This window comes from Shinella sedimenti, assembly GCF_022601905.1.
In the GTDB taxonomy this organism is placed as follows: domain Bacteria; phylum Pseudomonadota; class Alphaproteobacteria; order Rhizobiales; family Rhizobiaceae; genus Shinella; species Shinella sedimenti.
The window spans coordinates 620,749-644,973 of record NZ_JAKVIN010000002.1; the positions used below are offsets into that span (position 1 = coordinate 620,749).

Sequence of the window (24,225 nt, forward strand, 5' to 3'; positions counted from 1 at the left end):
CTTTATCGGAGCGGACGTCACGAACGCGGGTCTGAAGGTTAGTCTTCGTGTCGGCCGAGCTGGAGCTTTGCCCGATGTGACAGCCAGTCAGGCCACAATGTCTCCACAGCCAACCGTCGTGCCTCGATGGCGCTTGGCGGCGCGGTGTCTCCGGACCCGGTTCGATAGCGTTCGTCGGAAACGGAGGTTACGATGACGGGCTGCGCTCCGAACTGGTCTGCGGTAATGTCCAGGATGAGGTCGCCGCTCACCACCCAGGCATGGCTCTCCCAGCGATGCCCGGTAAAGAAACCGAAGGGGCCGGTGTCCGGCCCGTCTTCCGACAAACGGGGCGTTCCATTCGCCCATTCCGCGGCAAAACCCTCCGCGCGAAGCACATTGCGCAGAAACAGGCTGCTTCGTCCGCAGGTGTTGGACGAGAGCACCTCCGCGATGGGTTCGCCGCGCGCGTGCTGCCAGCGAACCCATGCGGGTTTCAGGAACGCCCTCGTAGCCGAGGCGACGAAGAAAAGGTCTGCCCGGCGATCCATCGTTGCGCCGTTAGGCGGGGCGCACGAGGATATGCTTCTTCTTGCCAAGCGACAGCTTGATGACGCCGTCGGCCGAGACATCCGCGGTGCCGACGAGGCGGCGTTCATCGGAGACCGCGGTGTCGTTGATGCGCACTGCGCCGCCCTGAACGTGACGGCGTGCCTCGCCGTTGGAGGCGGCAAGGCCGGCCTTGACGATCAGCGCGAGCAGGCCGATGCCGGCTTCGAGTTCTCCCGTGGCAACGTCGATAGACGGCAGATTCTCGGCGATTGCGCCTTCCTCAAAGGTCTTGCGCGCCGTCTCGGCCGCCTGCTCGGCATTCTCGCGGCCATGCAGCATGGCCGTGACTTCGGTGGCGAGGATCTTCTTGACCTCGTTGATTTCCGAACCGCCAAGCGCCGAAAGGCGGGCAATCTCGTCCATCGGCAGGGTCGTGTAGAGCTTCAGGAAGCGCGAGACGTCGGCGTCTTCAGTGTTGCGCCAGTACTGCCAGAAATCATAGGCCGACAGCATGTCCGGGTTCAGCCACACGGCGCCCGAAAGCGACTTGCCCATCTTGGCACCCGATGCGGTGGTCAGAAGCGGCGAGGTCAGCGCGTAGAACTGCGGCGAGCCCATGCGGTGGCCGAGGTCGATGCCGTTGATGATGTTGCCCCACTGGTCGGAACCGCCCATCTGGAGGCGCACGTCGCAGCGCTTGTTCAGCTCGACGAAATCGTAGGCCTGCAGGATCATGTAGTTGAATTCGAGGAAGGACAGCGACTGCTCGCGCTCCAGGCGCATCTTCACGCTGTCGAAAGCCAGCATGCGGTTGACCGAGAAATGCCGGCCGACATCGCGCAGGAATTCGAGGTAGTTGATGCCAAGCAGCCAGTCGGCATTGTTGATCATCAATGCGTCTTTCGGACCGTCCCCATAGGTGAGGTAGTTCGAGAAGACCTTTTTAATGCTGGCGATGTTATCGTTGATGGTCTGCGGGGTCATCAGCTGGCGCGCTTCGTCCTTGAAGGATGGATCGCCGACCATGCCGGTGCCACCGCCCATCAGCGAAACCGGACGGTGGCCGGTCTTCTGGAACCAGTGCAGCATCATGATCTGGATGAGTCCGCCGGCATGGAGACTGGGCGCCGTTGGATCGAAGCCGATATAGGCCGTCACGGTTTCCTTGGCGAGAAGGTCGTCGAGGCCGGTTTCATCGGAGATCTGATGAATGAAGCCGCGCTCTTTCAGCGTGCGAAGGAAGTCGGATTTGAATTCGGACATGGCCTGTCTCTCTGGTGGAATCGTGATGGCCGGAGATGGTTTTCCGGTGGACAGCGGGGCGTTTAACATCGTTTGCGGGCATAATCACTTTAAAAGTGAGTCTGGAGATGTCGCATGACAGCACTGAAAACGGCCATCGGCCTCATGAGCGGAACGAGCCTCGACGGCATAGACGTTGCTCTGCTGCGCACAAATGGTGAGGGGCGCGTCGAACGTGGTCCGGCCATGGCGCAGGCGTATGACGCTGCGTTTCGTCTGCGCCTGCAAGACGCGCTGGAAACCGCCAGGACGATCCGTGACCGCAGCGAGCGGCCGGGCGATCTCGCCGCCATAGAGCGGGAGCTGACGATGCGCCATGCCGAGGCCGTCAACGTCTTTCTCGCACAGAACAATCTGTCTCCAGCCGATATCGACGTCATCGGCTTTCATGGCCAGACCGTGCTGCACCGGCCGGATGACGGGCTGACCGTACAGCTCGGTGACGGCGGACTGCTGGCCGTCGAGACCGGCATTGCAGTCGTCTATGACATGCGCGCCAACGACATGGTGCATGGCGGGCAGGGCGCGCCACTGGTTCCGGCCTATCACGCTGCGCTTGCGGCCAGCCACGCCAATGCGCGCGGCAAGGCGGTCGTCTTCGTCAATATCGGCGGCATCTCCAACATCACCTTCATCGGCAGCGGCGGAGACATCGTCGCCTACGATACGGGACCGGGAAATACGCTGATCGACCAATGGGTCGAAGCGCGGGCGGGCATTGCCTTCGATGAAGGCGGCAGGATCGCGGCAAGGGGCCGTATCGATCCCGCGCTCGCGGCACGCTATCTCGACCTTCCCTTCTTCACCGATCCTGTTCGCCGCTCGCTCGACCGCAACGATTTTCGCCCGCCGGCGCAAGCGGACGCAAACCTCGAGGATGGTGCGCGCACGCTCGCCCATGTCACGGCGGCCGCGATCCTGCGTTCCGCCCGGCATCTGCCGGAACGTCCTGCGCTCTACGTGATCTGCGGCGGTGGCCGTCTGAACACGGTCATCATGGAGGATCTTGCCGCACTTGCCGAACGGGAAGAGGCCGAAGTCGTCACCGCCGAGGCGCTGGGGTTTGACGGAGACAGCATGGAGGCGGAGGCCTGGGCCTATCTGGCGGTGCGATCGCTCGCCGGCCTGCCACTCACCTTTCCGGGAACCACCGGCGTCAATTCACCGGTGACGGGCGGGCTGCTACGGAAATCTGATAATTCCGGTTAACGCAATTTTTCCTGCCGGTCCCTAGCATGGTCAACCGTCATTCCGGGTACGATGTACGGAATGGTTCCGGTATAATGCGTAAGGTGGCCAATGAGTGGCGCGGGCTTCCTGCTGGCGGTGAATTTCCTCATCGCGCAATGTTTCTTCATGTTCTTCCTGGCGGTCGCCGCCCGGAGTCGCAATCGTGTCGCCGCCCGCTGGTTCGCTGGCAGCTTTGCGGTCGCCTCGCTGTCTGCGATCTTCGAATTCCTCATCGCCTATGTCCCGCCGGTGAGGCTTTGGGCGCTTCTTGCCTTCGCGTCGATGCTCGCCGGCATGTTCATGTTGCGCATCGGTATTGGCCATCTCTACAATCTGAAGACCAGTCGTACCGCTCTCGCCGGGATCTATCTGTGCTTCGTGGCGCTTGGTTCTTTGATTTATGACCTGCCACGCGGCACCCTGCAGCATGCATTGCCCTATCAGGCACCCTTTGCCGTGGCGCTCGGTATGAGTGCCTGGGCCGCATGGCGGGCACCGGTGAAATCCTTTGTGGATCGGGCGCTTGTCGTGTTGCTGGTCGCCACCAGCCTGCATTTTATCCTGAAAGGCTTTGCCGCCGTGTTTGCCGGTGCGGGCGCGACTGCGAAAGACTATCTTAGCAGCCCGTTTGCACTCGTCTCCCAGAGCACGGGCGCTGTTCTCATCGTCGCCGTCGGGTTGATGCTGCTGTGCGTGCTCGTGCTGGAAATCGTTGCTGACGAGAAGGTGAACGCCGAGGTGGATCTGCTTTCCGGCTTGTGTAACCGACGCGGTTTCGACAATCGCGTCGATGCGCTGATGGCGCAATCGGCGCCGCACAGCATCGTGATCTGCGATCTGGATCGCTTTAAATCGGTCAACGATACGTACGGCCACGAGGGCGGCGACGCCGCGATCCGCGCCTTTGGCGAGATGCTGAAGGCCGCTTCTCCCGAAGGTGCGCTCGTCGCCCGCATTGGCGGCGAGGAGTTCGTGCTCTTCCTGCCGCGCACCGGCAAGGAGGCGGCCCTGTTGTTTGCTCATGCATTGCGGGCGACGCGGGCCGTATCGCCGGTGCCCGGCCTGCCGCAGGGCGTTCGCGTCACCGCTAGCTTCGGCGTGGCGGAAATCGGCCAGAACGAGCCGTTGCGTTTTGCCATGCGTCGCGCCGATGACGCCCTCTACGCTGCCAAGAATGCAGGGCGCGATTGCGTGCGCGAGGCTGAGCCGCCGGCTGTGGTGCTGCATGCCGTCAAGCAGGCGAGCTGACAGCAAACAAAAAGCCCGATGGCAAAACCATCGGGCTTTTTGTTCTCTTATGCTTTCGGGCGCTCAGCGAATGCGCTTGGCGGCCGGTTCCGGCGTGAGTTCACCGGCAAGGCGACGGTCGAGGTAATCCTCGCATTCGGCCATCAATGTTTCCGTCTGGCCGTTGAAGAAGTGGTTGGCACCCGGCACGGTCTTGTGCGTGATGAGGATGCCCTTCTGCGTCTTCAGCTTTTCGACGAGGCCGTTGACGTCCTTTTCCGGCGCAACCTTGTCTGCTTCACCGTTGATGATGAGGCCGGACGAAGGGCAGGGCGCGAGGAACGAGAAGTCATAGGTGTTCGGCTGCGGGGCGATCGACATGAAGCCTTCGATCTCCGGGCGGCGCATCAGGAGCTGCATGCCGATCCACGCACCGAAGGAATAGCCGGCGACCCAGCAGCTCTTGGAATCGGGATGCAGGCTCTGCACCCAGTCGAGCGCGGAGGCCGCGTCCGACAGTTCTCCCGCACCGTGGTCGAACTCGCCCTGGCTGCGGCCGATGCCGCGGAAATTGAAGCGCAGTGTCGTGAAACCGCGCTTCTGGAACATGTAGAAGAGCTGGTAGACGATCTGATTGTTCATCGTGCCGCCGAACTGCGGATGCGGGTGCAGCACGATGGCGATCGGGGCGTTCTTCTGCTTGGACGGCTGGTAACGGCCTTCAAGGCGACCGGCGGGTCCGTTGAAGATGATTTCGGGCATTCTTACTCCGGCAAGCTCGGGTCCGAAAACGGATTCTTGTCAACTGAAGTCTTGACGAAAGCAGTCAGCTTTTCTAGAACCTAGTTTAGAACCATTCGAAACTGTAGGGCGCCCGGTTGGCGCCGTGAGTTTGGTGTCATAAGGCAAGCCCGACGGAAATTTCAAGAAAAATGCACGCGCATCGATCTCGATCGGCCGGGCATGGATAAAGAATGACCAAAACCGAGCGCACATATCTGGACTGGAACGCGACGGCGCCCTTGCTGCCGGCGGCGCGTGACGCCTTTGTCGCGGCGCTCGACATGGTGGGTAATCCGTCCTCGGTGCATGGCGAGGGCCGTGCATTGCGCATGCTGGTGGAGGCCGCGCGCCGTGACGTGGCTGTGCTCGTCAATGCCGCGCCCGCCAATGTCATTTTCACCAGCGGTGCGACCGAGGCGGCGAACCTCGTTCTCACGCCAAATTATCGCATGGGCCGCACGCCTCTTGCGATCGGGCATCTCTACGCCAGCGAAATCGAGCATCCGGCCATCCGTGAAGGTGGCCGCTTTGCCCGCGAGAACGTGACGACCATTCCGGTCACGCGTGCCGGTGTCGTTGACTTCGACGCGCTGGAGATCTTGCTGCACAACCACGACAAGGCGACCGGCCTGCCGATGGTCGCCGTCATGCTTGCCAACAACGAGACCGGCATCGTCCAGCCTGTGAAGGCGGTGGCCGAGATCGTGCGGCGCCACGGTGGCCTTCTCGTCGTTGACGCGGTTCAGGCTGTCGGCCGCGTACCGGTCGACATCGAGGCGCTTGACGCCGATTTCCTGATCCTGACGTCGCACAAGCTCGGCGGCCCCAAGGGGGCTGGCGCGCTCGTCTCGCGCGGCGAAGTGCTGATGCCGGTGCCGCTGATCCGCGGCGGCGGGCAGGAGAAGGGGCATCGCTCTGGCACCGAAAACCCGGCAGCACTCGCCGGCTTCGGCGCTGCCGCCCGAAGTGCGACCGAGGAGCCTGCCGCGCGCAACAGTCGCATTGCCGGTCTTCGCGATGCGCTTGAAAAGGGCATGCGCGCGGCAACCAACGACGTGGTCATTCATGGCGCCGAGGTCGAGCGTGTCGCCAACACCTCGTTCTTCAGCCTGCCGGGCCTGAAGTCCGAGACCGGCCAGATCGCCTTTGATCTGGAGGGTATTGCGCTTTCGGCCGGTTCGGCCTGCTCGTCCGGCAAGGTCGGGCAGAGCCACGTGCTGACGGCGATGGGCTTCGATGCCGCGCTCGGCGGGCTTCGCGTCTCGCTCGGACCGGGTTCGACGGAGGCGGATGTGGAACGCTTTCTGGCTGCATTCTCGCGCGTCGTATCGCGCCGGCGTGCCGCCTGATGCAAAACTTGCGGGAACGCAAGTTTTTGCTTGCCAAAAGGTGTGAAAAGCGCCCTTTGGCCCTTACATAACCGGCGGTAGACCGCCACACGTTGACAAACTGCCGGACCTTGGATCCGGCAAGATTGGAGAACGATATGCCTGCGGTGCAGGAAACGATCGATCAGGTCCGTCAGATTGACGTCGACCAGTACAAATACGGTTTCGAAACGAACATCGAAATGGAGAAGGCCCCGAAGGGTCTTTCCGAGGAGATCATCCGTTTCATCTCGGCCAAGAAGGACGAGCCCGAGTGGATGCTCGAATGGCGTCTGGAGGCCTATCGCCGCTGGCTGACGCTTGAGGAGCCCACCTGGGCGCGCGTCGAGTATCCGAAGATCGATTTCAACGATCTCTATTACTATGCAGCGCCGAAGAACCAGAGTGGCCCGAAGTCCATCGACGAAGTCGATCCCGAGCTTCTGAAGATGTACGAGAAGCTTGGCATCCCGCTGCGCGAGCAGGAAATCCTTGCTGGCGTGCAGACCTCGAAGATCGCTGTCGATGCGGTGTTCGATTCGGTTTCGGTCGTCACGACCTTCAAGGAAGAGCTGAAAAAGGCCGGCGTGATCTTCATGTCGATCTCGGAAGCCATCCGCGAGTATCCCGACCTCGTGAAGAAGTATCTCGGCACCGTCGTTCCGACGACCGACAACTTCTATGCGACGCTGAACTCGGCCGTCTTCACGGATGGGTCTTTCGTCTTCGTACCCAAGGGCGTTCGTTGCCCGATGGAACTGTCGACCTACTTCCGTATCAACGAGAAGAACACCGGCCAGTTCGAGCGCACGCTGATTATCGCGGAAGAGGGCGCCTACGTGTCCTATCTCGAAGGCTGCACCGCGCCGCAACGCGACGAAAACCAGTTGCACGCCGCCGTCGTCGAACTGGTTGCGCTCGATGATGCCGAAATCAAGTATTCCACCGTCCAGAACTGGTATCCGGGCGACAAGGAAGGCAAGGGTGGCATCTACAACTTCGTAACCAAGCGCGGCGATTGCCGGGGCAAGAACTCCAAGATCTCGTGGACGCAGGTCGAGACCGGCTCCGCGATCACCTGGAAGTATCCGTCCTGCATCCTGCGCGGCGATGGTTCGCGCGGCGAGTTCTACTCGATTGCCGTTTCCAACGGTCATCAGCAGATCGACAGCGGCACCAAGATGATCCATCTCGGCAAGAACACGTCGAGCCGTATCGTCTCGAAGGGCATTTCCGCCGGTTTCTCCAACAACACCTATCGCGGCCAGGTCTCGGCCCACCGCAAGGCGGAGAACGCGCGCAACTTCACCCAGTGCGACTCGCTTCTGATCGGTGACAAGTGCGGCGCGCATACCGTGCCCTATATCGAGGCGAAGAACGCGACGGCCCAGTTCGAGCACGAAGCGACCACCTCGAAGATCTCCGAGGACCAGCTGTTCTACTGCCTGCAGCGCGGTATTCCGACGGAAGCGGCCATTGCCCTCATCGTCAACGGCTTCGTCAAGGAAGTCATCCAGGAACTGCCGATGGAATTCGCCGTCGAGGCGCAGAAGCTCATCGGCATCTCGCTGGAAGGCTCGGTCGGCTGACCTCCATTCATTGAAGTTCAGGCGCGCGAAAATCCGCGCGCCACACCACGAATTCGTCCGAGAAGGATATGTCCATGCTTGAAATCAAGAACCTGCACGCCCGCATCGCCGAAGACGGCACCGAGATCATCCGCGGCCTGAACCTCACCGTGAAGGCCGGCGAAGTCGCCGCCATCATGGGCCCGAACGGCTCCGGCAAGTCTACGCTCTCCTACATCCTGTCCGGCCGCGAAGACTATGAAGTCACCGAGGGCGACATTCTCTACAACGGCGAGAGCATCCTGGAACTGGACCCGGCCGAGCGTGCCTCCAAGGGCATCTTCCTCGCCTTCCAGTATCCGGTCGAAATCCCCGGCGTTGCCACCATGCAGTTCCTCAAGGTCGCGATGAATGAGCAGCGCAAGGCGCGCGGCGAGGGCGAGCTGACGACGCCGGACTTCATGCGCCGCGTCAAGGAAGCCGCCGCCGAACTCAAGATCGCGCCGGAAATGCTGCGGCGCCCGCTCAATGTCGGCTTCTCCGGCGGTGAGAAGAAGCGCGCCGAAATCCTGCAGATGTCCCTGCTCGAGCCGAAGCTGTGCGTTCTCGACGAGACCGATTCCGGTCTCGACATCGATGCGCTGAAGATCGTGGCTGATGGTGTCAACGCGCTGCGTTCGCCCGACCGTGCGGTGATCGTCATCACCCACTACCAGCGCCTGCTCGACTATATCGTGCCCGATACGGTCCACGTCCTCTACAAGGGCCAGGTCATCAAGTCCGGCGACAAGACGCTGGCACATGAGCTGGAAGCAAACGGCTATGCCGACATCATCGGGGCTGCTGCCTGAAGCATCGCGAAGGAGTGATCTCATGAACATGCAGACAGGCAAGACGCTTTCTGTCGCCGAAACGGCGCTGTGCGACGCCTATGACCAGGCCATCGGCGAATTGCCGGGCGATGGCGCCGTGCTGGCGGCGCGCGATGTGCTGATCAGCGATTTCAAGGAAGCTGGCCTTCCGACACGTCGCGTCGAGGCGTGGCATTATACAGACCTTAAGGCTCTGCTGCGCACCGTTCCGGCCTTCGATCCGGCGGCTTCCGCCGACAGGATCGAGCCGCTCGTCGAGGGTGCAAGCGTGCTGTCGGTCGTCAACGGCGTTGCCGACAAGCGGGCGTCCGCCGACGGCGTGACGGTGACCCGCCTTGCGGATGCGCTGCTGGACGGCACCGCAGCCGCGGGCCTCGTTGCCCGCGACGCTGACGATACGATCGGACGCCTCAACGGCGCCTTCGTGCGCGATGGGTTTGTGCTCGACATTCCCGCCGGTACCGAACTCACGACGCCCGTCGAAATCCAGACGACGCAGAATGCCGGCCAGACGCATACGCGTTTCCCGGCGACCTTCGGCGCGCAGTCGAAGGCAACCGTCATCGAGCGCCATGTGGCGACCGGCGAGAACGCCGCTTTCGTCACGACCGTCAGCGACATCACGCTGTCCGATGGCGCAGAAATCACCTGGATCATCTTCCAGGCGCAGGGCGGTGCCGATACGCATCTCGGCCAGATCCGCATCACGCTGGGCACCGATGCGAAGCTTCGCCTCTACGTCATCAATGCGGGCGGCAAGCTCGTGCGGCAGGAAATTCACGTCGTGGTGTCGGGCGAGGGCTCTGATCTCGTGCTGCGCGGTATCAACCTGCTCGGCGGCGAGACGCACAACGACGTGACCTTCACCGTCGGCCACAACGTGCCGAACACGACATCTACGGAAGTCATCCGCAACGTGATCTTTGATCGCGCTCGCGGCGTCTTCCAGGGCCAGATCCGTGTGGCCCCAGACGCCCAGAAGACCGACGCGAAGATGTCGTGCAACACGCTGCTGCTCTCCGACGAGGCAGACTTCTCCGCCAAGCCGGAACTGGAAATCTTCGCCGACGATGTGCAGTGCGGCCACGGCGCGACCGTGATCGACATCGACCACACGCAGCTCTATTACCTGATGGCGCGCGGCATTCCGGAAAACAAGGCACGCGCCATGCTTGTCAATGCCTTCGTCGCCGAGATCGTCGAGGAGCTGGAAGACGAGCCGCTGGTCGAAGCACTGGAAGGCGTTATCGCCGACTGGCTCGAGAAGCACGCGTAACCCTGAGCAATCCCGGCAGGCAGGCCCTCCCTTGCCTGCGGGATTGCGCAAGCAAGGACCATCGAGATGGAACACGTTCCGGCAAAGACCTATGATGTCGAGGCGATCCGCAAGGATTTCCCGATCCTGTCGAAGACAGTCTATGGCAAGCCGCTGGTCTATCTCGACAACGGTGCCTCAGCACAGAAGCCGCAGTCGGTAATCGACGCGATCTCGCACGCCTATTCGAACGAATATGCCAATGTGCATCGCGGCCTTCACTTCCTGTCGAATGCGGCGACCGATGCCTATGAGGCGGCGCGCGAGAAGGTGCGCCGTTTCCTGAACGCCTCTTCGGTCGATGAGATCGTCTTCACGAAGTCCTCGACCGAGGCGATCAACACGGTCGCCTATGGCTACGGCATGCCGAAGATCGGCGAGGGCGACGAGATCGTGCTGTCGATCATGGAGCATCACTCCAACATCGTGCCGTGGCACTTTATCCGCGAGCGGCAGGGCGCCAAGCTCGTCTGGGCGCCGGTGGACGAGGCGGGCACCTTCCATATCGAAGAATTCGAGAAGTGCCTCACCGAGCGCACCAAGCTCATTGCCATCACGCATATGTCGAATGCGCTCGGCACCATCGTTCCCGTGAAGGAAATCTGCCGCATCGCCCGCGAGCGCGGCATTCCGGTTCTGGTCGATGGCTCGCAGGGCGCGGTGCACATGCCGGTGGATGTGCGCGACATTGATTGCGACTGGTATGTCATGACCGGCCACAAGCTCTACGGCCCCTCGGGCATCGGCGTGCTCTACGGCAAGATGGACCGGCTGAAGGAGATGCGTCCCTTCCAGGGCGGTGGCGAAATGATCGTCGACGTTACCGAGGATATCGTCACCTACAACGACCCGCCGCACCGGTTCGAGGCCGGCACGCCGCCCATCGTGCAGGCGATCGGCCTTGGTTATGCGCTCGATTATATGGAAAACATCGGCCGTGCGGCGATTTCGGCCCATGAAGCCGATCTGCGTGACTATGCCCATGAGCGTCTGTCGGCGATCAATTCGTTGAAGATCTTCGGCACGGCGCCCGGCAAGGGCTCGATCTTCTCCTTCGAACTGGAAGGTATCCACGCCCATGACGTCTCGATGGTGATCGACCGGGCAGGGGTGGCGGTGCGCGCCGGCACCCATTGTGCGCAGCCGCTCTTGAAACGCTTCGGCGTGACCTCCACATGCCGGGCATCGTTCGGCCTTTACAACACGCGCGCCGAAGTCGATGCCTTGGCCGACGCGCTCGACCATGCTCGCAAATTCTTCGCCTGAGGAGGTGGAACATGTCCCTCGACACAACCGAAGACAAGATCGACGTCCGTGAAGGCATCGTGCATTCGGCTATTCCGGCCGACGAGCTGGCGCGCCTTTCCGATGATGTCATCGCCGCTCTGAAGACGGTCTATGACCCGGAAATCCCGGCCGATATCTTCGAACTCGGCCTGATCTACAAGATCGACATCGAAGACGACCGCATGGTCAAGATCGACATGACGCTGACGGCGCCGGGCTGCCCGGTAGCGGGCGAAATGCCGGGTTGGGTGGAAAACGCCGTGGGCGCCGTCGAAGGCGTATCGGGCGTGGAGGTTTCCATGACCTTCGATCCGCCGTGGACGCCCGACCGCATGTCGGAAGAGGCGCAGGTCGCCGTCGGCTGGTATTGAGGCCGAACGCCTCGCGGCGTTACGCTATTGATCGCGGCACCCGGCGGCACTAGATTCAGAGTCGGAACCATCGGGCCTTGAACCCGGTCGGCGAAGGAGAAATGACCATGGCCTTTGCAGTTATGAAGCTCACGGATGCGGCGGCGGACCGGGTAAAGGCCATCGTCGATAATGCCGGCGATGGCGCGTCGGGCATCCGCGTCGGCATCAAGAAGGGCGGTTGCGCGGGCATGGAATATTCCATCGACCTCGTTACCGAAGCCAATGCCAAGGACGACCTGATCGAAAAGAACGGGGCCCGCGTCTGGGTGGCGCCGGAAGCCGTGCTTTACCTGCTCGGCACAGAGATGGATTTCGAGGTGACGACGCTGCGCTCCGGCTTCACCTTCCACAATCCCAACCAGACTTCCGCCTGCGGATGCGGCGAATCGGTCGAGCTGAAGCCCGCCGACCTTGCCGCACTGGCAGCTGCCGGTCAGCCGACCGTGCGTGCCTGACCTGCGAAAAGCCCTTCCAGCATCTTTCCTTCGCCCGCCGTTTTGCCTAGGCTCCCGCAGCCGGCGAAGGGCTTGATGCCGGCCTGAGCGCGAAGGAGGGCGGGCAATGACAGGTTTTACCGCCGCACTTTACCAGGATCTGCCGTTTCCCGTTCTGATCGTTGATGCGCAGGCGTGCATCCTCTCCTGCAACGACGCGGCCGCCCGCGTCTTCGGCCGGGTTGCCGGCGATGCAAGCGCACCGGGCTCGCCCGTCATCGACGACCCCGCAATTGCCGACATCTTCGCACGTCATGCCGCCGGCGGGCGGGAAAATGCCCATCCCTTCTTCTTCAAGGTCGGCCCGAATGCCGGGCTCGAGGCCACGGCTCATGTCATCGCACTGCCCGGTGAGGCGGACGGGCCGCGTTACGCGCTTCTCCTGCGCAGCCTGCTCAGTGGCGGCAGCCATGGCGAGCAGATCCTGCTCGGCCAGCGCATCGCCTCCGCCCTCGACACTATGGAGGAGGGCTTTGCCATCTTCGACCGGCACGAGCGGCTCGTCCTGTTCAATCGCTCCTATCGCGAGCGCTGTGGCAGGGCGCGGGGCGCGGTGCGTGTCGGTGCGACCTTCGAGAGCATCGTGCGCGCCAATATCCGCGCAGGCATGTTTCCCGGCATTCGCGAGGGCACGCCGGAGGCCGATGCCATCGTGCGTGCGCGTCTGGCCAGCCATCGCACCGCAGGCAGCGGCGGCGATGTCTTCAGCTTCGGTGACGACCGCTGGCTTCGCGCCGAAAGCCATGTGGCCGAGACCGGTGATATCGTGGCGCTGCGCATCGATGTGACGGAGCTCAAGCGCGCCGAGGCGGCGCTGGAGGAGAAGCGGCGCGAGTACTTCTCGCTGCTGCAGATCCTGCCCGACATGATCGTGCGGTTCGACCGCGACCTTTCCATCCTGTTCGCCAATGACAGTTACGCACACCATGTCGGCTCGACCGCCGATGCGCTGATCGGGGTCTGCCTGCGCGATGTCGCCTGTGCGCCCGAGCAGACGGCCGCCTTGATCGATATCGCGGGCTACACGCCGGAGCGGCCGGTCAAGACGCGGGAAATCTCTACGCAGGGCGCGGATGGCGAGCAGGACTGGATGCTCTGGACGGCAGTGGCGACCTTCGATGACGATGGCGTCTGCGAGGTGGTGGCGATCGGCCGCGACATCACCGAGACGAAGCGGCAACAGGCCCGTGTGGAGGCGCAGGCCGACGAGCTGCGCCGCAAGAATGAAGCGCTCGACCAGTTCACCGCCACCGTCTCACACGACCTCAAGGCGCCGCTGCGGCATCTCTCCATGTTTGCCGAGATGATTTCGGAGGACCTGCATCGCGGGGAATTCGCCGAGCTGCCCAATTATGCCGATCATGTGCGCAAGAGCGCCGCGCGCATGCGGCGTATCATCGACAGCCTGCTGGAATATTCGCAGATCGCCTACCGCATCGCTGCGCCCAAGCCGGTGGACCTCTCCGGCGTTGTGCACGATGCGCTCGCGCTACTCGAAAGCCATGTGCAGGAAAGCGGCGGAACCGTCGCCGTCGCCGCCATGCCCGAGGTCATGGGCGACCGGGAGCTCCTGAAGCGCCTCGCGCAGAACCTCATCGGCAATGCCCTGAAATATCGCCGCCCCGAACATGCGCCGGTCGTGCGTGTCTATTGCCGCGAAGACGAGTCGGGGCTCGATTTCGTCGTGGAGGATGAGGGTATCGGCATCGATCCGCAGCATGTCGATCGCATCTTCGAAGTGTTCCAGCGGTTGCACCGCAACGAAACCGTCTATCAGGGCACGGGCATCGGCCTCGCTCTGGCACGCCGGATCGCGGAGAGCCACAATGGCTTGATCACCCTTGACACGAGCTATGGTCCGGGCGCACGCTTCGTCGTGACGTTTCCGCAAACTGCGAAGCCAAGGGGGAACGATCGTGGGAAGCCTGGCGAGGAAACTGATCGTCGTTGATGACGATCCCATGGATGTGCGTTTCGTCCTGCGCGCCTTCAGCGACGCCGGCAGCACGCTCGACATCACCCATGTCGCCGATGCGAAAGCCGCAAGCGACCGCCTCGACGCCGAGGTCTTCGATTACATCCTTCTCGACATCAACATGCCGGGCATCAGCGGTGTGGATCTCCTGAAGCGGCTGCGCAGCCAGCCGCGCACGGCGGTTACGCCCGTCATCATGTTGTCCTCTTCGTCGAGTATGACCGACATCAACCGCGCCTATGAGAGCGGCGCCAATGCCTATGCCGTGAAACCTTCGACATTGAGCGGCTACCGCGAATTCGCGGAGGGCTTCACGCGTTTCTGGGTGGACGTCGCCGTCTCGCCCTGACCTTTCCCTGCCCGAAATGGAAAAACCCCGGCCGATCGATCGGCCGGGGTTCGAATGCTTGTCGCGGACTATTCCGCCGCGTCTGCGTAGTCCTCCAGCGGCGGGCAGGAGCATACGAGGTTGCGGTCGCCATAAACGTTGTCGACGCGGTTGACCGGTGACCAGTACTTGTCGACGCGGAAGGCGCCCGGCGGATAGCAGGCTTGCTCGCGCGAATAGGGGCGATCCCATTCGCCGACGAGGTCTTCCACCGTGTGTGGCGCGTTCTTCAGCGGGTTGTTGGCCCGGTCCATCCGGCCCTCCTCGATGGCGCGGGCTTCCTCACGGATTGCCAGCATTGCATCGCAGAAACGGTCGATCTCCGCCTTGGTCTCCGATTCTGTCGGTTCGATCATCAGCGTGCCTGCGACCGGCCAGCTCATGGTCGGTGCGTGGAAGCCGCAGTCGATCAGGCGCTTTGCGACGTCGTCGACGGTCACGCCGGCGCTGTCGACCAGGGGGCGCGTGTCGATGATGCATTCATGCGCCACGCGGCCCTTGGCGGACTTGTAGAGCACATCATAGGCGCCCTTCAGGCGGGTGGCGATGTAGTTCGCATTGAGGATCGCTACCTTCGTCGCCTGCGTCAGGCCTGCTCCGCCCATCATGAGGCAGTAGCTCCAGGAGATCGGCAGGATGGAGGCCGAGCCGAAAGGCGCTGCCGAAACCGCGCCAGCCTCGCCCGTCAGCGGGCTTTCCGGAAGGTGGGGCGCCAGATGCGCCTTCACGCCGATCGGTCCCATGCCCGGGCCGCCGCCGCCATGCGGAATGCAGAAGGTCTTGTGCAGGTTGAGATGGGAAACGTCACCGCCGATATCGCCCGGGCGGGCAAGGCCCACCATGGCGTTCATGTTGGCGCCGTCGATATAGACCTGGCCGCCATGGCTGTGCACGATTTCGCAGATCTCGCGCACATTCTCCTCGAATACGCCATGCGTCGACGGGTAGGTGATCATGCAGCACGAGAGGTTTTCCGCGTACTGCTCTGCTTTCGCTCGAAAATCCTCCATGTCGATGTCGCCGTTCTCGGACACTTTCACGACGACGACCTTCATGCCGGCCATCTGGGCGGAAGCCGGGTTGGTGCCATGCGCGGAGGTCGGGATGAGGCAGACGTCGCGGTGCGTGTCTCCATTGGCGAGGTGATAGGCGCGGATCGTCAGCAGTCCGGCATATTCGCCCTGCGCGCCGGAATTCGGCTGCATGGAGACGGCGTCATAGCCGGTGATATCGCAGAGCTTCTGCGACAGGTCCTCGATGAGATGCCGGTAGCCCTGCGCCTGGTCGGCCGGTACGAAGGGGTGGATCTCGGCGAATTCCGGCCATGTGATCGGCAGCATTTCCGCCGTCGCATTGAGCTTCATCGTGCAGGAGCCGAGCGGGATCATCGCCCGATCGAGCGCGAGGTCGCGGTCGGACAGACGGCGGATGTAGCGCGTCATCTCGGTTTCTGCGCGGTTCATGTGGAAGATCGGATGCGTCAGGTATTCACTGGTGCGCAACAGATCACCCGGCAGGCGGTAATCCGGCTCGAACTCCGAGACCTCGAAGTCACCGCCGAAGGCACGCCAGACGGCCTCCAGCGTGACGGGGCGTGAGCGCTCGTCGAGGCTGATGCCGATGCGGTCGTTGCCGATCTTGCGCAGGTTCACCTCTTCCGCGACGGCGGTCTTGAGGATGATGCCCTGCAGCTTGCCGACATGGACGGTGATCGTGTCGAAAAACACGTCCGGCTCGACCGTGAAGCCGAGTTTCTCGAGGCCCTTGGCAAGGCGCACTGTCTTCTGGTGAATGCTCTGGGCAATCGCCTTGAGGCCCTTCGGGCCATGGAAGACAGCATACATGGACGCCATCACGGCGAGCAGCACCTGCGCGGTGCAGATGTTCGATGTCGCCTTTTCGCGGCGGATGTGCTGTTCGCGGGTCTGGAGCGACAGGCGGTAGGCGCGGTTGCCGCGCGCATCGATGGAGACGCCGACGAGGCGGCCCGGCATGGAGCGCTTGTAGGCATCCTTCACCGCCATATAGGCCGCATGAGGCCCGCCATAGCCGACAGGGACGCCGAAGCGCTGCGTGCAGCCGATGGCGATGTCGGCATCCATGTCGCCGGGCGACTTGAGCAGCGCCAGTGCCAGTGGATCGGCCGCCATGATGGCGATGGCACCGGTCTGGTGCAGCCGCGCATTCAGGCCGGTGAAGTCGCGCACATGGCCATAGGTGCCGGGATACTGGAAGATCGCGCCAAAGACATCGACCGGATCGAGATCGGTGAAGGGGTCGCCGACGATGATCTGCCAGCCAAGTGGCTCGGAACGCGTCTTGAGCAGCGCGATCGTCTGCGGATGGCAGTTCTCGTCCACGAAGAAGGCGGTCGCCTTGGATTTCGCCACGCGCTGCGCCATCGCCATGGCTTCGGCGGCGGCGGTCGCCTCGTCGAGCAGCGAGGCATTCGCCACGTCGAGGCCGGTCAGGTCGCAGACCATGGTCTGGTAGTTCAGTAGCGCCTCGAGGCGGCCCTGGCTGATTTCCGGCTGGTAGGGCGTATACGCGGTGTACCAGGCCGGGTTTTCCAGGATGTTGCGCTGGATGACCGGCGGCGTGATGGTGCCGTAATAGCCCTGGCCGATCAGCGAGACGAACTTCCTGTTGCGGTTGGCGGTCTCGCGCAGCTTGTCGAGCGCCTCGCGCTCGGTCATCGCGGCTCCCCATTCGAGCGCCTTCGTCTGGCGGATCGATTTGGGCACGGTGTCGTCGATCAGCGCATCGAGGCTGTCATAGCCGATCACCTTCAGCATCGCTTCCATCTCCGTCGGTGAGGGGCCGATATGGCGACGGTTGGCGAAGTCGTAGGGCTGGTAATCGGTAAAGGCAAAATCCTTGGGAAGGTTCATCAGCCGACAAGCTCCTTGTAGGCGGCTTCGTCCATCAGGCTCTCGGCGTCGGCGGCATTGGCAAGCTTCAGCTTGAAGAACCAGCCGGCACCCTGTGGGTCGCTGTTGACGAGCGAGGGGTCGGCGGTGATCGCTTCGTTGATTTCGACGATTTCTCCATCGAGCGGACAATAGACGTCGGAAGCAGCCTTCACGGATTCGACCGTCGCCGCATCGCCGCCCTTGGAGAAAGTCGCGCCGACTTCGGGCAGTTCGACGAAGACGAGGTCGCCGAGCTGTTCGGCGGCATGCGTCGTGATGCCGACGGTGGCGACACCGTTCTCGATCTTCAGCCATTCATGTTCTTCGGTGAATTTCAGCATGTTTGTTCCTCTCTCGAATGGGTATGGTGTGCGCCGTTCAGCGCTTGAAGGTGTTCTTGACGAAGGGCATGGCGGTAACGGTGACGGGAAGGAATTTGCCGCGCACGCCGGCATAGAGCTGGGTCCCGGGTGCCGTTGCCTTGCCGGCGACGTAGCCCATGGCGACCGGACCATCGATTGTGGGGCCGAAGCCGCCTGATGTGACGGTACCCACGATATCCTGCCCCTCCGGGTCAGTCGCGAGCACTGCACCGGCACGAACCGGTGCACGGCCCTCGGCGCGCAGGCCGACGCGGCGGCGCGCAGCGCCATTTTCGAGTTGGTCGAGAATGACATCGGCACCCGGAAAGCCCCCGGCACGCTCCCCGCCTGTGCGGCGGACCTTCTGGATCGCCCATTCGAGCCCGGCTTCGACGGGCGTCGTGACGGTGTCGATGTCGTTGCCGTAGAGGCACAGGCCGGCTTCGAGGCGCAGCGAATCGCGCGCACCGAGCCCGATGGGCAGCACGTCGGGATGATCGAGCACGCGCCGACAAACGGTCTCGGCGAGATCGGCGGGAATGGAGATTTCGAAACCGTCTTCGCCGGTATAGCCCGAACGCGAGACGATGCAGTGGGCGTCGTGCAGGTCGCAGGCGCGCACGTCCATGAAGCGCATGGCCGACACGTCTGCCCACAGTTCCGCCAGCACCGCCTCCGCATGGGGTCCCTGCAATGCGACCAGCGCGCGGTCGTCGTGCAGCGTGAGTTCGCAGATATCGCCGATCTTCTCCTGCATGTAGGCGAAGTCGGCGTCCTTGCAGGCGGCGTTGACGACCACGTAAAAGTGGTCGCCGCGGTTGGCGATCATCAGGTCGTCGCGGATGCCGCCTTCGTCATTGGTGAAGAGTGCATAGCGCTGGCGGCCTTCGGCAAGGCCGACAATATCGACCGGCACCAGCGTTTCCAGCGCGCGGGCCGCATCCGTATTATCGCCGGAGCGGGCGCGCACCGTGACCTGGCCCATATGGGACACGTCGAACAGGCCGGCCGCGGCACGGGTGTGCAGGTGCTCCTTCATCACGCCGGCGGGGTACTGTACCGGCATGTCATAGCCGGCAAACGGCACCATGCGGCCGCCGAGCGAAACGTTCAGCGCGTGAAGCGGGGTTTTCTTGAGTTCAGACGATCCGTCCAAAGGCGCCCTCCAGTCGTTGGGCGCCTGATCCTCCAGGCGCCGGCTCACAATTCAGGCGCAGCTGCGCCGTTCTCCTGAGCCCCCTCTGTCCCTTCGCCTGAGATTGTTATCCCTTCGGCGAGCGCTCACGCGCTTCTCTCCAGAGTTTCGACGGCACCTAGCTGGTCCTTTTGCCTGAGAGTTTCCGGGGCGGTTGCTCCTTCGGCACCGGCGCTACCCTTCATCGAGGCAGCCGGTTTCTCCCAGCGAGGTCGATCCCAGATAACGGCCTTGCCTGTGTTTTGGCAAGAGCGCCACGTCGCTGTCGAACAATTTTTTGTCGTTGAGGGAAGGCGGCGGCAACACGGGCGAGGCCGTCCCGTCATCCAGATAGGGAAAACCCGCCTAGCGGCGGGCTTCCCTGGTCTTTTGCGAGCTGCGTGGTCAGTTCATCGACGACCATTCGCGCTTCACATCCTCGGCATCCTTGTTGAGATGCACATGGGAATCGACGTGATCGACCCAGTCGAGAGGAATGAGGTGGTGCTGACCGTCGTCGGAATCGTTACGAGTCAGCTTGATGCGGCTGTCGCCTTCCATATGGTCGACCGTGCCGACATGGCGGCCATCGGCGGCCTTGACTTCCATGTGTTCGCGAATCTGGTTTGCATTGACCATCGGTCTTCTCCTTTTCACGGGGATGGATAGACCCAAAACGTGTTGCCCCGCGCGTGGTTCCGACCTTTTTGCGCTTTAGGCGCCGGTCTTCCTGAACTTCCTGACGATGCGCTCCCGCTTCAGCCGCGAGAGGCGGTCGATCCAGAAGATGCCGTCGAGCTGGTCGATCTCGTGCTGCAGGCACACGGCAAGAAGGCCATCCGCTTCCTCCTCATGGCTTTGGCCCTGGAGATCCTGCCAGGAGACGCGGATGCGGGCAGGGCGCTCCACCTCGTCGGTCACGCCGGGCATGGAGACGCTTCCCTCCGTATGGCTCTGCATGTCCGGCGATGACCATGTTACCTGTGGGTTGACATAGACCCGTTGCGAAGCCGGGCCGTCGAGCTCGATGACCGTGAGGCGTTCGTAAATGCCGACATGGGCGGCGGTGATGCCGATGCCGGGTGCCGCACGCATCGTGTCGGCAAGGTCGCTGGCAAGCGTGGCCAGGCGGCTATCGAAGACTGTGACAGGCCGGCAGGCCGTACGCAGGCCCGGATCAGGAAAACGAAGGATGGGCAGGATCGCCATGATTGCTCCGCTCGTGTGTTGCTCGCGCTTCCTAGCGTGTTTGGGCCATGCGGGGAATGCGCGCCGCTCGCCGGCGGCCGATGCGACGCGAATAGCGTTGATTTGCAACAGCTTGTTAAATTCTTTTGCCGCCCTACCATTTGCCTTGTTCGGCAATGGACCGGCCGGGCGCTTTGCTTTAGCACGATGGAAAGCGAGGCTCTTCCGACCAGGGCTTCGCGCCGAGCCCTGCCCAGCAATCCCCATCGTTCCCGCTTCGCCGAAGTGCCGCGCGGACGAGCCGATACAAGGAGCGCCCCGATGGAAAACACCGGTGACGACGACCGTATCCGCGAGGGGCAGACCGAGCAGGCCAATTTTCCGGCCGAGGATATCTATGCCGAGGACGGCTCGATCCGCTCGGATTTCCTCATGCATGTCGGTGCGGCGATTGCCGACCGAGACCTCCTGTTCCTGCGCCGTCATGTGCTGCGGCTGCATGAATCGGAACTGGGCGACCTTCTTGAGGCCATCCAGCCGGAACAGCGTCACCAGCTCGTTTCGCTTCTGGGCGATGATTTCGACCTGTCCGCGCTGACGGAGGTCGATGAGGCGATCCGTCTCGACATCGTCGAGCACATGCCCAACGAGCAGATCGCCGCGGCCATCGGCGAGATGGATTCGGACGACGCCGTCTACATTCTGGAAGACCTCGACGAGGCCGATCAGGACGAAATCCTGTCCAAGCTGCCGTTTACCGAGCGCATCCGCCTGCGCCGCTCGCTGGATTACCCGGAGAGCACCGCGGGCCGGCGCATGCAGACGGAATTCGTCGCCGTGCCCCCGTTCTGGACAATCGGCCAGACGATCGATTACCTGCGCGAAGATGCCGACTTGCCGGAAAGCTTTTCGCAGATTTTCGTTATCGATCCAACCTTCCGCCTGCTCGGCGCTATCGATCTCGACCGCATTTTGCGCACGGCGCGCAGCGCGAAGATCGAAACGGTCATGCGCGAGACGAACCACCCCATCCCTGCCGACATGGACCAGGAAGAGGCCGCCCAGCTTTTCGAGCAGTATGACCTTCTCTCCGCCGCCGTTGTGGACGAGAACGGCCGCCTTGTCGGCGTTCTGACAATCGACGACGTGGTGGACGTTATTCAGGAAGAGGCCGAAGAAGACCTGATGCGCCTCGGCGGTGTCGGCGACGAGGAGCTGTCGGATACCACCATCGACACTGTCCGGTCGCGCGCACCCTGGCTTCTGGTCAACCTGCTCACTGCCTTCCTTGCCGCTTCCGTCATTTCCATGTTCGAGGCGACCATCGAGGAGATCGTGGCACTTGCCGTGCTGATGCCGATCGTCGCCGGCATGGGCGGCAATGCGGCTTCCCAGACCATGACGGTCACGGTGCGGGCGCTCGCCACGCGCGACCTCGACATTCACAACGCCTGGCGCGTCGTGCGGCGTGAGGCGGGCGTCGGCGTCCTGCACGGCCTGGCGTTCGGACTTGCCATCGGCTCGGTCGCGGCCTTCTGGTTCCACGATCTGAATATCGGCGGCGTGATCGCCGCCGCCATGCTGATCAATATGTGCGCTGCCGCCCTTGCCGGCATCATGATCCCCATGCTGCTCGACCGCGCGGGCGCCGACCCCGCGGTCTCCTCCAGCGTCTTCGTCACCGCCGTTACCGACATCGTCGGCTTCCTCGCCTTTCTGGGGCTGGCGACCTGGTGGTTCGCCGTCCGCTAGGGATTCGATGGTGTCGGGAAGACGGAAAAATTGACTTATACGTAAAAGTCAATAGAATGCCGGTCCACAGAGGATCGGAGCAGGCGTGGACAAATACTATACCATAACCGAGTTGACGCGTGAATTCGGCGTCTCCACTCGCACCTTGCGCTTCTACGAGGACGAGGGGCTGATCAATCCCGAGCGTCGTGGTCGGACCCGTCTTTTCCGCCCCGCTGACCGCCGCCTCATTCAGGAAATCCTGCGCGGCCGGCGCATCGGCTTCACCATCGCCGAAATCCGCGACATCATCCGCGTCTACAAGGATCCGCCGGGCGAGATCGGGCAGCTCGAGTTGCTGATGACCAAGGTCAGCGAAAAGCGGGAAGAGCTGCGCCAGAAGCGGCGTGACATCGAGGAAACGCTGGCCGAGCTCGACAATGTCGAGGAAGCCTGTCTCACGCGCCTCGCCGAGATCGGCGTAGGCACGTAATCGTTGCCTTCACGACGACGATTATAATCGGGGTCGCCGGTTTGCCGCGCGGCTCAGATCCAGCGCGTCGTGTGGTGACAGTAGCGCTCGAAATCCACGCCGAAGCGGGAGAGCAGGTGCAGCTCCTCGCGCTTGATGGCGACGAGGCTGGTCAGGGCCGCGGCGGCCATGGCCGTCACGATGCACCAGGGGTTGAGCATGGCGAGACCGATGCCGGCCGTCGCCAGCGTATAGCCGAGATAGATCGGATTGCGGGTGAATCGATAGGGGCCTGACGTCACGAGGTGGGTGGAGCAGCGGTTCGGCAGGATCGTGGTGTGGCAGTCGACCAGCGTGCGCATCGCCCAGACATCGAGAATGACTGCCGTGGCGATCAGCACGCCGCCGGCCGCCCGCGCGATCCAGATATTGGTTTCCGCCACCGACAGCGGGAAATAGGCCTGAAGCAGGAAGGCTGCCGCAATGGCCGCGCCATAGATGAAGGGCGGCCAGGGAAAGGCGAGCGGTTTCATGCGATAGGCATTCATGATCCTACTCCTTCAGGTCGGTCGTCGCCTCTGCAGCCGCCGTGCACTGCGATGACATGCGGGTGATCCGCTCGTCCGTCGCCACGTTGATCGCGCCCCGGTAGAGGTCGGCGAACAGGTTCTCATTTACAAGACTGTCCAGCGTGCAGCTGCAGAAGCTCTGGCAGAAGCCGGGGCTGCGCTCGCTTTCGCAGGTTTTCGTGCAACTCTTGGTATACGCTTCCATCGGATTCGCCGCAACAGGCGGAATGACGAGAAAGGCACCATAGACGAGCGCGATCAGGAGGGGCTGATGCACAAGGTAGATGGCGAGACTGTGGCGCCCGGCCTGCTCCAGCAGGGTTTTCCACCAGCGTTTTGTGGTGTGGCCGAAACCGGCGAGGCGCGCGGGAAGCGTGCTTGCAAGGAACAGTCTGGCGAGCGCTATCCCGAGCAGCACGGGCGCGATCCACGGCAGGAGCGGCACATAGTCGTTCGAGCGCGGAATATCGACCGAGAGCCCCACCCACCATAGCGCGGGATGGTCGAACAGCGGCGCGCGCAGGTAAAGCGGTGCGACCACGGCGGCGGCCGCCGCCAGCAGCGTCACGACGACCGGCAGCCGCACGAAGACAAGGCCGATCAGGCTCGATGCCACGATGGCGTGCAGGATGCCGAAGAAGATGAAGGTGTCCGGGAAGGCGAACCACGTCGCCACGCTGATGGCGGCTGCGGCAAGGGCGATTTTGCCAAGGCGGATGAAATAAGGCCTCGGCCGGAACCCTCGGGCGTGGCCAAGTACCAAGCTGAAGCCGACCAGGAAGAGGAAGCTACCGGCAATGAGGCGCGCGAAGATGCGCCAGCCGCCCGTCGTTGCCGTTTCCGCGTCGATATAGCCGAAATAGCCGAGGTCCCAGGTGAAATGGTAGATCGCCATGGCGATCAGCGCGACGCCGCGCGCCTGGTCGATCAGTGGTATGCGCGGCAGCGGCCGGGTTGCCGTGCCTGTTTCCTGCGCATCTCCGTCAATCACCGTCGTCGTCATGGGTCGGGGTCGCCGCATTGCATGGATCCATTATAGAATGTCACGCCAAGCTTGCGCCGGGC

General features: G+C 62.8%; 23 protein-coding genes and 1 riboswitch. Of the genes, 13 read left to right on the forward strand and 10 right to left on the reverse strand.

The annotated features are described in order from the left end of the window. Positions 1 to 38 precede the first annotated feature (38 nt). Complete coding sequence (locus tag MKI86_RS07100; protein ID WP_241599124.1) at positions 39 to 530, reverse strand: hypothetical protein; 492 nt, start codon at positions 528 to 530, stop codon at positions 39 to 41. Between the two features lie 10 nt (positions 531 to 540). Next, complete coding sequence (gene tyrS / locus MKI86_RS07105; RefSeq protein ID WP_241599126.1) at positions 541 to 1,794, reverse strand: tyrosine--tRNA ligase; 1,254 nt, start codon at positions 1,792 to 1,794, stop codon at positions 541 to 543. 114 nt (positions 1,795 to 1,908) lie between these two features. Here tyrS and MKI86_RS07110 point away from each other — a divergent pair, with 114 nt between their 5' ends. Further along, complete coding sequence (locus tag MKI86_RS07110; RefSeq protein ID WP_241599129.1) at positions 1,909 to 3,042, forward strand: anhydro-N-acetylmuramic acid kinase; 1,134 nt, start codon at positions 1,909 to 1,911, stop codon at positions 3,040 to 3,042. Between the two features lie 90 nt (positions 3,043 to 3,132). After that, complete coding sequence (locus MKI86_RS07115; RefSeq protein ID WP_241599131.1) at positions 3,133 to 4,311, forward strand: GGDEF domain-containing protein; 1,179 nt, start codon at positions 3,133 to 3,135, stop codon at positions 4,309 to 4,311. A 63-nt stretch (positions 4,312 to 4,374) separates the two neighbouring features. Here the strand turns inward: MKI86_RS07115 and MKI86_RS07120 are convergent, their stop codons facing one another. Next, positions 4,375 to 5,052, reverse strand: a complete 678-nt coding sequence (locus MKI86_RS07120) for an alpha/beta hydrolase (protein WP_134650779.1) — start codon at positions 5,050 to 5,052, stop codon at positions 4,375 to 4,377. 212 nt (positions 5,053 to 5,264) lie between these two features. On the opposite strand from MKI86_RS07120, the gene MKI86_RS07125 reads away from it, so the two are divergent. From MKI86_RS07125 to MKI86_RS07165, 9 genes are all read left to right on the forward strand, one after another. Further along, positions 5,265 to 6,422, forward strand: coding sequence for a cysteine desulfurase family protein (locus MKI86_RS07125; protein WP_241599133.1), 1,158 nt, complete (start codon positions 5,265 to 5,267; stop codon positions 6,420 to 6,422). Between the two features lie 137 nt (positions 6,423 to 6,559). Continuing rightward, a complete protein-coding gene (gene sufB, locus MKI86_RS07130) occupies positions 6,560 to 8,029 on the forward strand; it encodes a Fe-S cluster assembly protein SufB (protein ID WP_241599135.1) in 1,470 nt (489 codons plus the stop codon). Positions 8,030 to 8,103: 74 nt separating this feature from the next. Then, positions 8,104 to 8,859 carry a Fe-S cluster assembly ATPase SufC gene (gene sufC, locus MKI86_RS07135; protein WP_241599137.1) on the forward strand — a complete coding sequence of 252 codons (756 nt, stop codon included), beginning with the start codon at positions 8,104 to 8,106 and terminating at the stop codon, positions 8,857 to 8,859. Between the two features lie 22 nt (positions 8,860 to 8,881). Continuing rightward, positions 8,882 to 10,156, forward strand: coding sequence for a Fe-S cluster assembly protein SufD (gene sufD / locus MKI86_RS07140; RefSeq protein ID WP_241599139.1), 1,275 nt, complete (start codon positions 8,882 to 8,884; stop codon positions 10,154 to 10,156). A gap of 66 nt (positions 10,157 to 10,222) precedes the next feature. Next, positions 10,223 to 11,461: a cysteine desulfurase gene (locus MKI86_RS07145; protein WP_241599141.1), complete on the forward strand. Its 1,239-nt coding sequence runs from the start codon at positions 10,223 to 10,225 to the stop codon at positions 11,459 to 11,461. A gap of 11 nt (positions 11,462 to 11,472) precedes the next feature. Continuing rightward, positions 11,473 to 11,853, forward strand: a complete 381-nt coding sequence (locus MKI86_RS07150; protein WP_241599143.1) for an SUF system Fe-S cluster assembly protein — start codon at positions 11,473 to 11,475, stop codon at positions 11,851 to 11,853. Positions 11,854 to 11,960: 107 nt separating this feature from the next. Beyond that, positions 11,961 to 12,350: a Fe-S cluster assembly scaffold SufA gene (gene sufA / locus MKI86_RS07155; protein ID WP_241599145.1), complete on the forward strand. Its 390-nt coding sequence runs from the start codon at positions 11,961 to 11,963 to the stop codon at positions 12,348 to 12,350. Between the two features lie 106 nt (positions 12,351 to 12,456). Beyond that, the gene (locus tag MKI86_RS07160) at positions 12,457 to 14,340 is read left to right on the forward strand and encodes an ATP-binding protein (RefSeq protein ID WP_241599147.1); all 1,884 of its coding nucleotides are present in this window, start codon (positions 12,457 to 12,459) and stop codon (positions 14,338 to 14,340) included. Next, positions 14,306 to 14,713 carry a response regulator gene (locus MKI86_RS07165; protein WP_241599150.1) on the forward strand — a complete coding sequence of 136 codons (408 nt, stop codon included), beginning with the start codon at positions 14,306 to 14,308 and terminating at the stop codon, positions 14,711 to 14,713. Before MKI86_RS07160 ends, MKI86_RS07165 begins: the two co-directional genes overlap by 35 nt. Positions 14,714 to 14,781: 68 nt before the next feature. Here the strand turns inward: MKI86_RS07165 and gcvP are convergent, their stop codons facing one another. The 5 genes from gcvP to MKI86_RS07190 all read right to left on the reverse strand — a co-directional run bounded on the left by gcvP (position 14,782) and on the right by MKI86_RS07190 (position 20,409). Then, positions 14,782 to 17,643, reverse strand: a complete 2,862-nt coding sequence (gcvP, locus tag MKI86_RS07170; protein WP_241599152.1) for an aminomethyl-transferring glycine dehydrogenase — start codon at positions 17,641 to 17,643, stop codon at positions 14,782 to 14,784. Continuing rightward, the gene (gene gcvH, locus MKI86_RS07175) at positions 17,643 to 18,005 is read right to left on the reverse strand and encodes a glycine cleavage system protein GcvH (protein WP_241599154.1); all 363 of its coding nucleotides are present in this window, start codon (positions 18,003 to 18,005) and stop codon (positions 17,643 to 17,645) included. Before gcvH ends, gcvP begins: the two co-directional genes overlap by 1 nt. 37 nt (positions 18,006 to 18,042) lie before the next feature. Then, positions 18,043 to 19,182 carry a glycine cleavage system aminomethyltransferase GcvT gene (gene gcvT, locus MKI86_RS07180; RefSeq protein ID WP_241599155.1) on the reverse strand — a complete coding sequence of 380 codons (1,140 nt, stop codon included), beginning with the start codon at positions 19,180 to 19,182 and terminating at the stop codon, positions 18,043 to 18,045. Positions 19,183 to 19,334: 152 nt separating this feature from the next. Next, a riboswitch (glycine riboswitch) is annotated at positions 19,335 to 19,437 on the reverse strand. A gap of 168 nt (positions 19,438 to 19,605) precedes the next feature. Then, positions 19,606 to 19,839, reverse strand: a complete 234-nt coding sequence (locus MKI86_RS07185) for a DUF2171 domain-containing protein (RefSeq protein WP_241599157.1) — start codon at positions 19,837 to 19,839, stop codon at positions 19,606 to 19,608. A gap of 75 nt (positions 19,840 to 19,914) precedes the next feature. Next, positions 19,915 to 20,409: a peptide deformylase gene (locus MKI86_RS07190; RefSeq protein ID WP_241599159.1), complete on the reverse strand. Its 495-nt coding sequence runs from the start codon at positions 20,407 to 20,409 to the stop codon at positions 19,915 to 19,917. A 300-nt stretch (positions 20,410 to 20,709) separates the two neighbouring features. Between MKI86_RS07190 and mgtE the strand changes: the two genes are divergently transcribed. Continuing rightward, on the forward strand, positions 20,710 to 22,140 hold the full coding sequence (gene mgtE / locus MKI86_RS07195) for a magnesium transporter (protein WP_241599161.1): 1,431 nt from the start codon (positions 20,710 to 20,712) through the stop codon (positions 22,138 to 22,140). 85 nt (positions 22,141 to 22,225) lie between these two features. Beyond that, positions 22,226 to 22,612 carry a MerR family transcriptional regulator gene (locus MKI86_RS07200; protein ID WP_134650764.1) on the forward strand — a complete coding sequence of 129 codons (387 nt, stop codon included), beginning with the start codon at positions 22,226 to 22,228 and terminating at the stop codon, positions 22,610 to 22,612. A gap of 53 nt (positions 22,613 to 22,665) precedes the next feature. Here MKI86_RS07200 and MKI86_RS07205 read toward each other — a convergent pair whose 3' ends face one another. After that, positions 22,666 to 23,139, reverse strand: a complete 474-nt coding sequence (locus tag MKI86_RS07205) for a methyltransferase family protein (protein WP_241599162.1) — start codon at positions 23,137 to 23,139, stop codon at positions 22,666 to 22,668. 4 nt (positions 23,140 to 23,143) lie between these two features. Next, positions 23,144 to 24,163: an acetyltransferase domain-containing protein gene (locus tag MKI86_RS07210; RefSeq protein WP_241599164.1), complete on the reverse strand. Its 1,020-nt coding sequence runs from the start codon at positions 24,161 to 24,163 to the stop codon at positions 23,144 to 23,146. Positions 24,164 to 24,225 lie beyond the last annotated feature (62 nt).

Excerpts from the sequence above, each read along its gene's own strand:
- MKI86_RS07100 (WP_241599124.1), bottom strand. The coding sequence starts at position 530 with ATGGATCGCCGGGCAGACCTTTTCTTCGTCGCCTCGGCTACGAGGGCG.
- tyrS (WP_241599126.1), bottom strand. The coding sequence starts at position 1,794 with ATGTCCGAATTCAAATCCGACTTCCTTCGCACGCTGAAAGAGCGCGGC.
- MKI86_RS07110 (WP_241599129.1), top strand. The coding sequence starts at position 1,909 with ATGACAGCACTGAAAACGGCCATCGGCCTCATGAGCGGAACGAGCCTC.
- MKI86_RS07115 (WP_241599131.1), top strand. The coding sequence starts at position 3,133 with ATGAGTGGCGCGGGCTTCCTGCTGGCGGTGAATTTCCTCATCGCGCAA.
- MKI86_RS07120 (WP_134650779.1), bottom strand. The coding sequence starts at position 5,052 with ATGCCCGAAATCATCTTCAACGGACCCGCCGGTCGCCTTGAAGGCCGT.
- MKI86_RS07125 (WP_241599133.1), top strand. The coding sequence starts at position 5,265 with ATGACCAAAACCGAGCGCACATATCTGGACTGGAACGCGACGGCGCCC.
- sufB (WP_241599135.1), top strand. The coding sequence starts at position 6,560 with ATGCCTGCGGTGCAGGAAACGATCGATCAGGTCCGTCAGATTGACGTC.
- sufC (WP_241599137.1), top strand. The coding sequence starts at position 8,104 with ATGCTTGAAATCAAGAACCTGCACGCCCGCATCGCCGAAGACGGCACC.
- sufD (WP_241599139.1), top strand. The coding sequence starts at position 8,882 with ATGAACATGCAGACAGGCAAGACGCTTTCTGTCGCCGAAACGGCGCTG.
- MKI86_RS07145 (WP_241599141.1), top strand. The coding sequence starts at position 10,223 with ATGGAACACGTTCCGGCAAAGACCTATGATGTCGAGGCGATCCGCAAG.
- MKI86_RS07150 (WP_241599143.1), top strand. The coding sequence starts at position 11,473 with ATGTCCCTCGACACAACCGAAGACAAGATCGACGTCCGTGAAGGCATC.
- sufA (WP_241599145.1), top strand. The coding sequence starts at position 11,961 with ATGGCCTTTGCAGTTATGAAGCTCACGGATGCGGCGGCGGACCGGGTA.
- MKI86_RS07160 (WP_241599147.1), top strand. The coding sequence starts at position 12,457 with ATGACAGGTTTTACCGCCGCACTTTACCAGGATCTGCCGTTTCCCGTT.
- gcvP (WP_241599152.1), bottom strand. The coding sequence starts at position 17,643 with ATGAACCTTCCCAAGGATTTTGCCTTTACCGATTACCAGCCCTACGAC.
- gcvH (WP_241599154.1), bottom strand. The coding sequence starts at position 18,005 with ATGCTGAAATTCACCGAAGAACATGAATGGCTGAAGATCGAGAACGGT.
- MKI86_RS07185 (WP_241599157.1), bottom strand. The coding sequence starts at position 19,839 with ATGGTCAATGCAAACCAGATTCGCGAACACATGGAAGTCAAGGCCGCC.
- MKI86_RS07190 (WP_241599159.1), bottom strand. The coding sequence starts at position 20,409 with ATGGCGATCCTGCCCATCCTTCGTTTTCCTGATCCGGGCCTGCGTACG.
- mgtE (WP_241599161.1), top strand. The coding sequence starts at position 20,710 with ATGGAAAACACCGGTGACGACGACCGTATCCGCGAGGGGCAGACCGAG.
- MKI86_RS07205 (WP_241599162.1), bottom strand. The coding sequence starts at position 23,139 with ATGAATGCCTATCGCATGAAACCGCTCGCCTTTCCCTGGCCGCCCTTC.
- MKI86_RS07210 (WP_241599164.1), bottom strand. The coding sequence starts at position 24,163 with ATGACGACGACGGTGATTGACGGAGATGCGCAGGAAACAGGCACGGCA.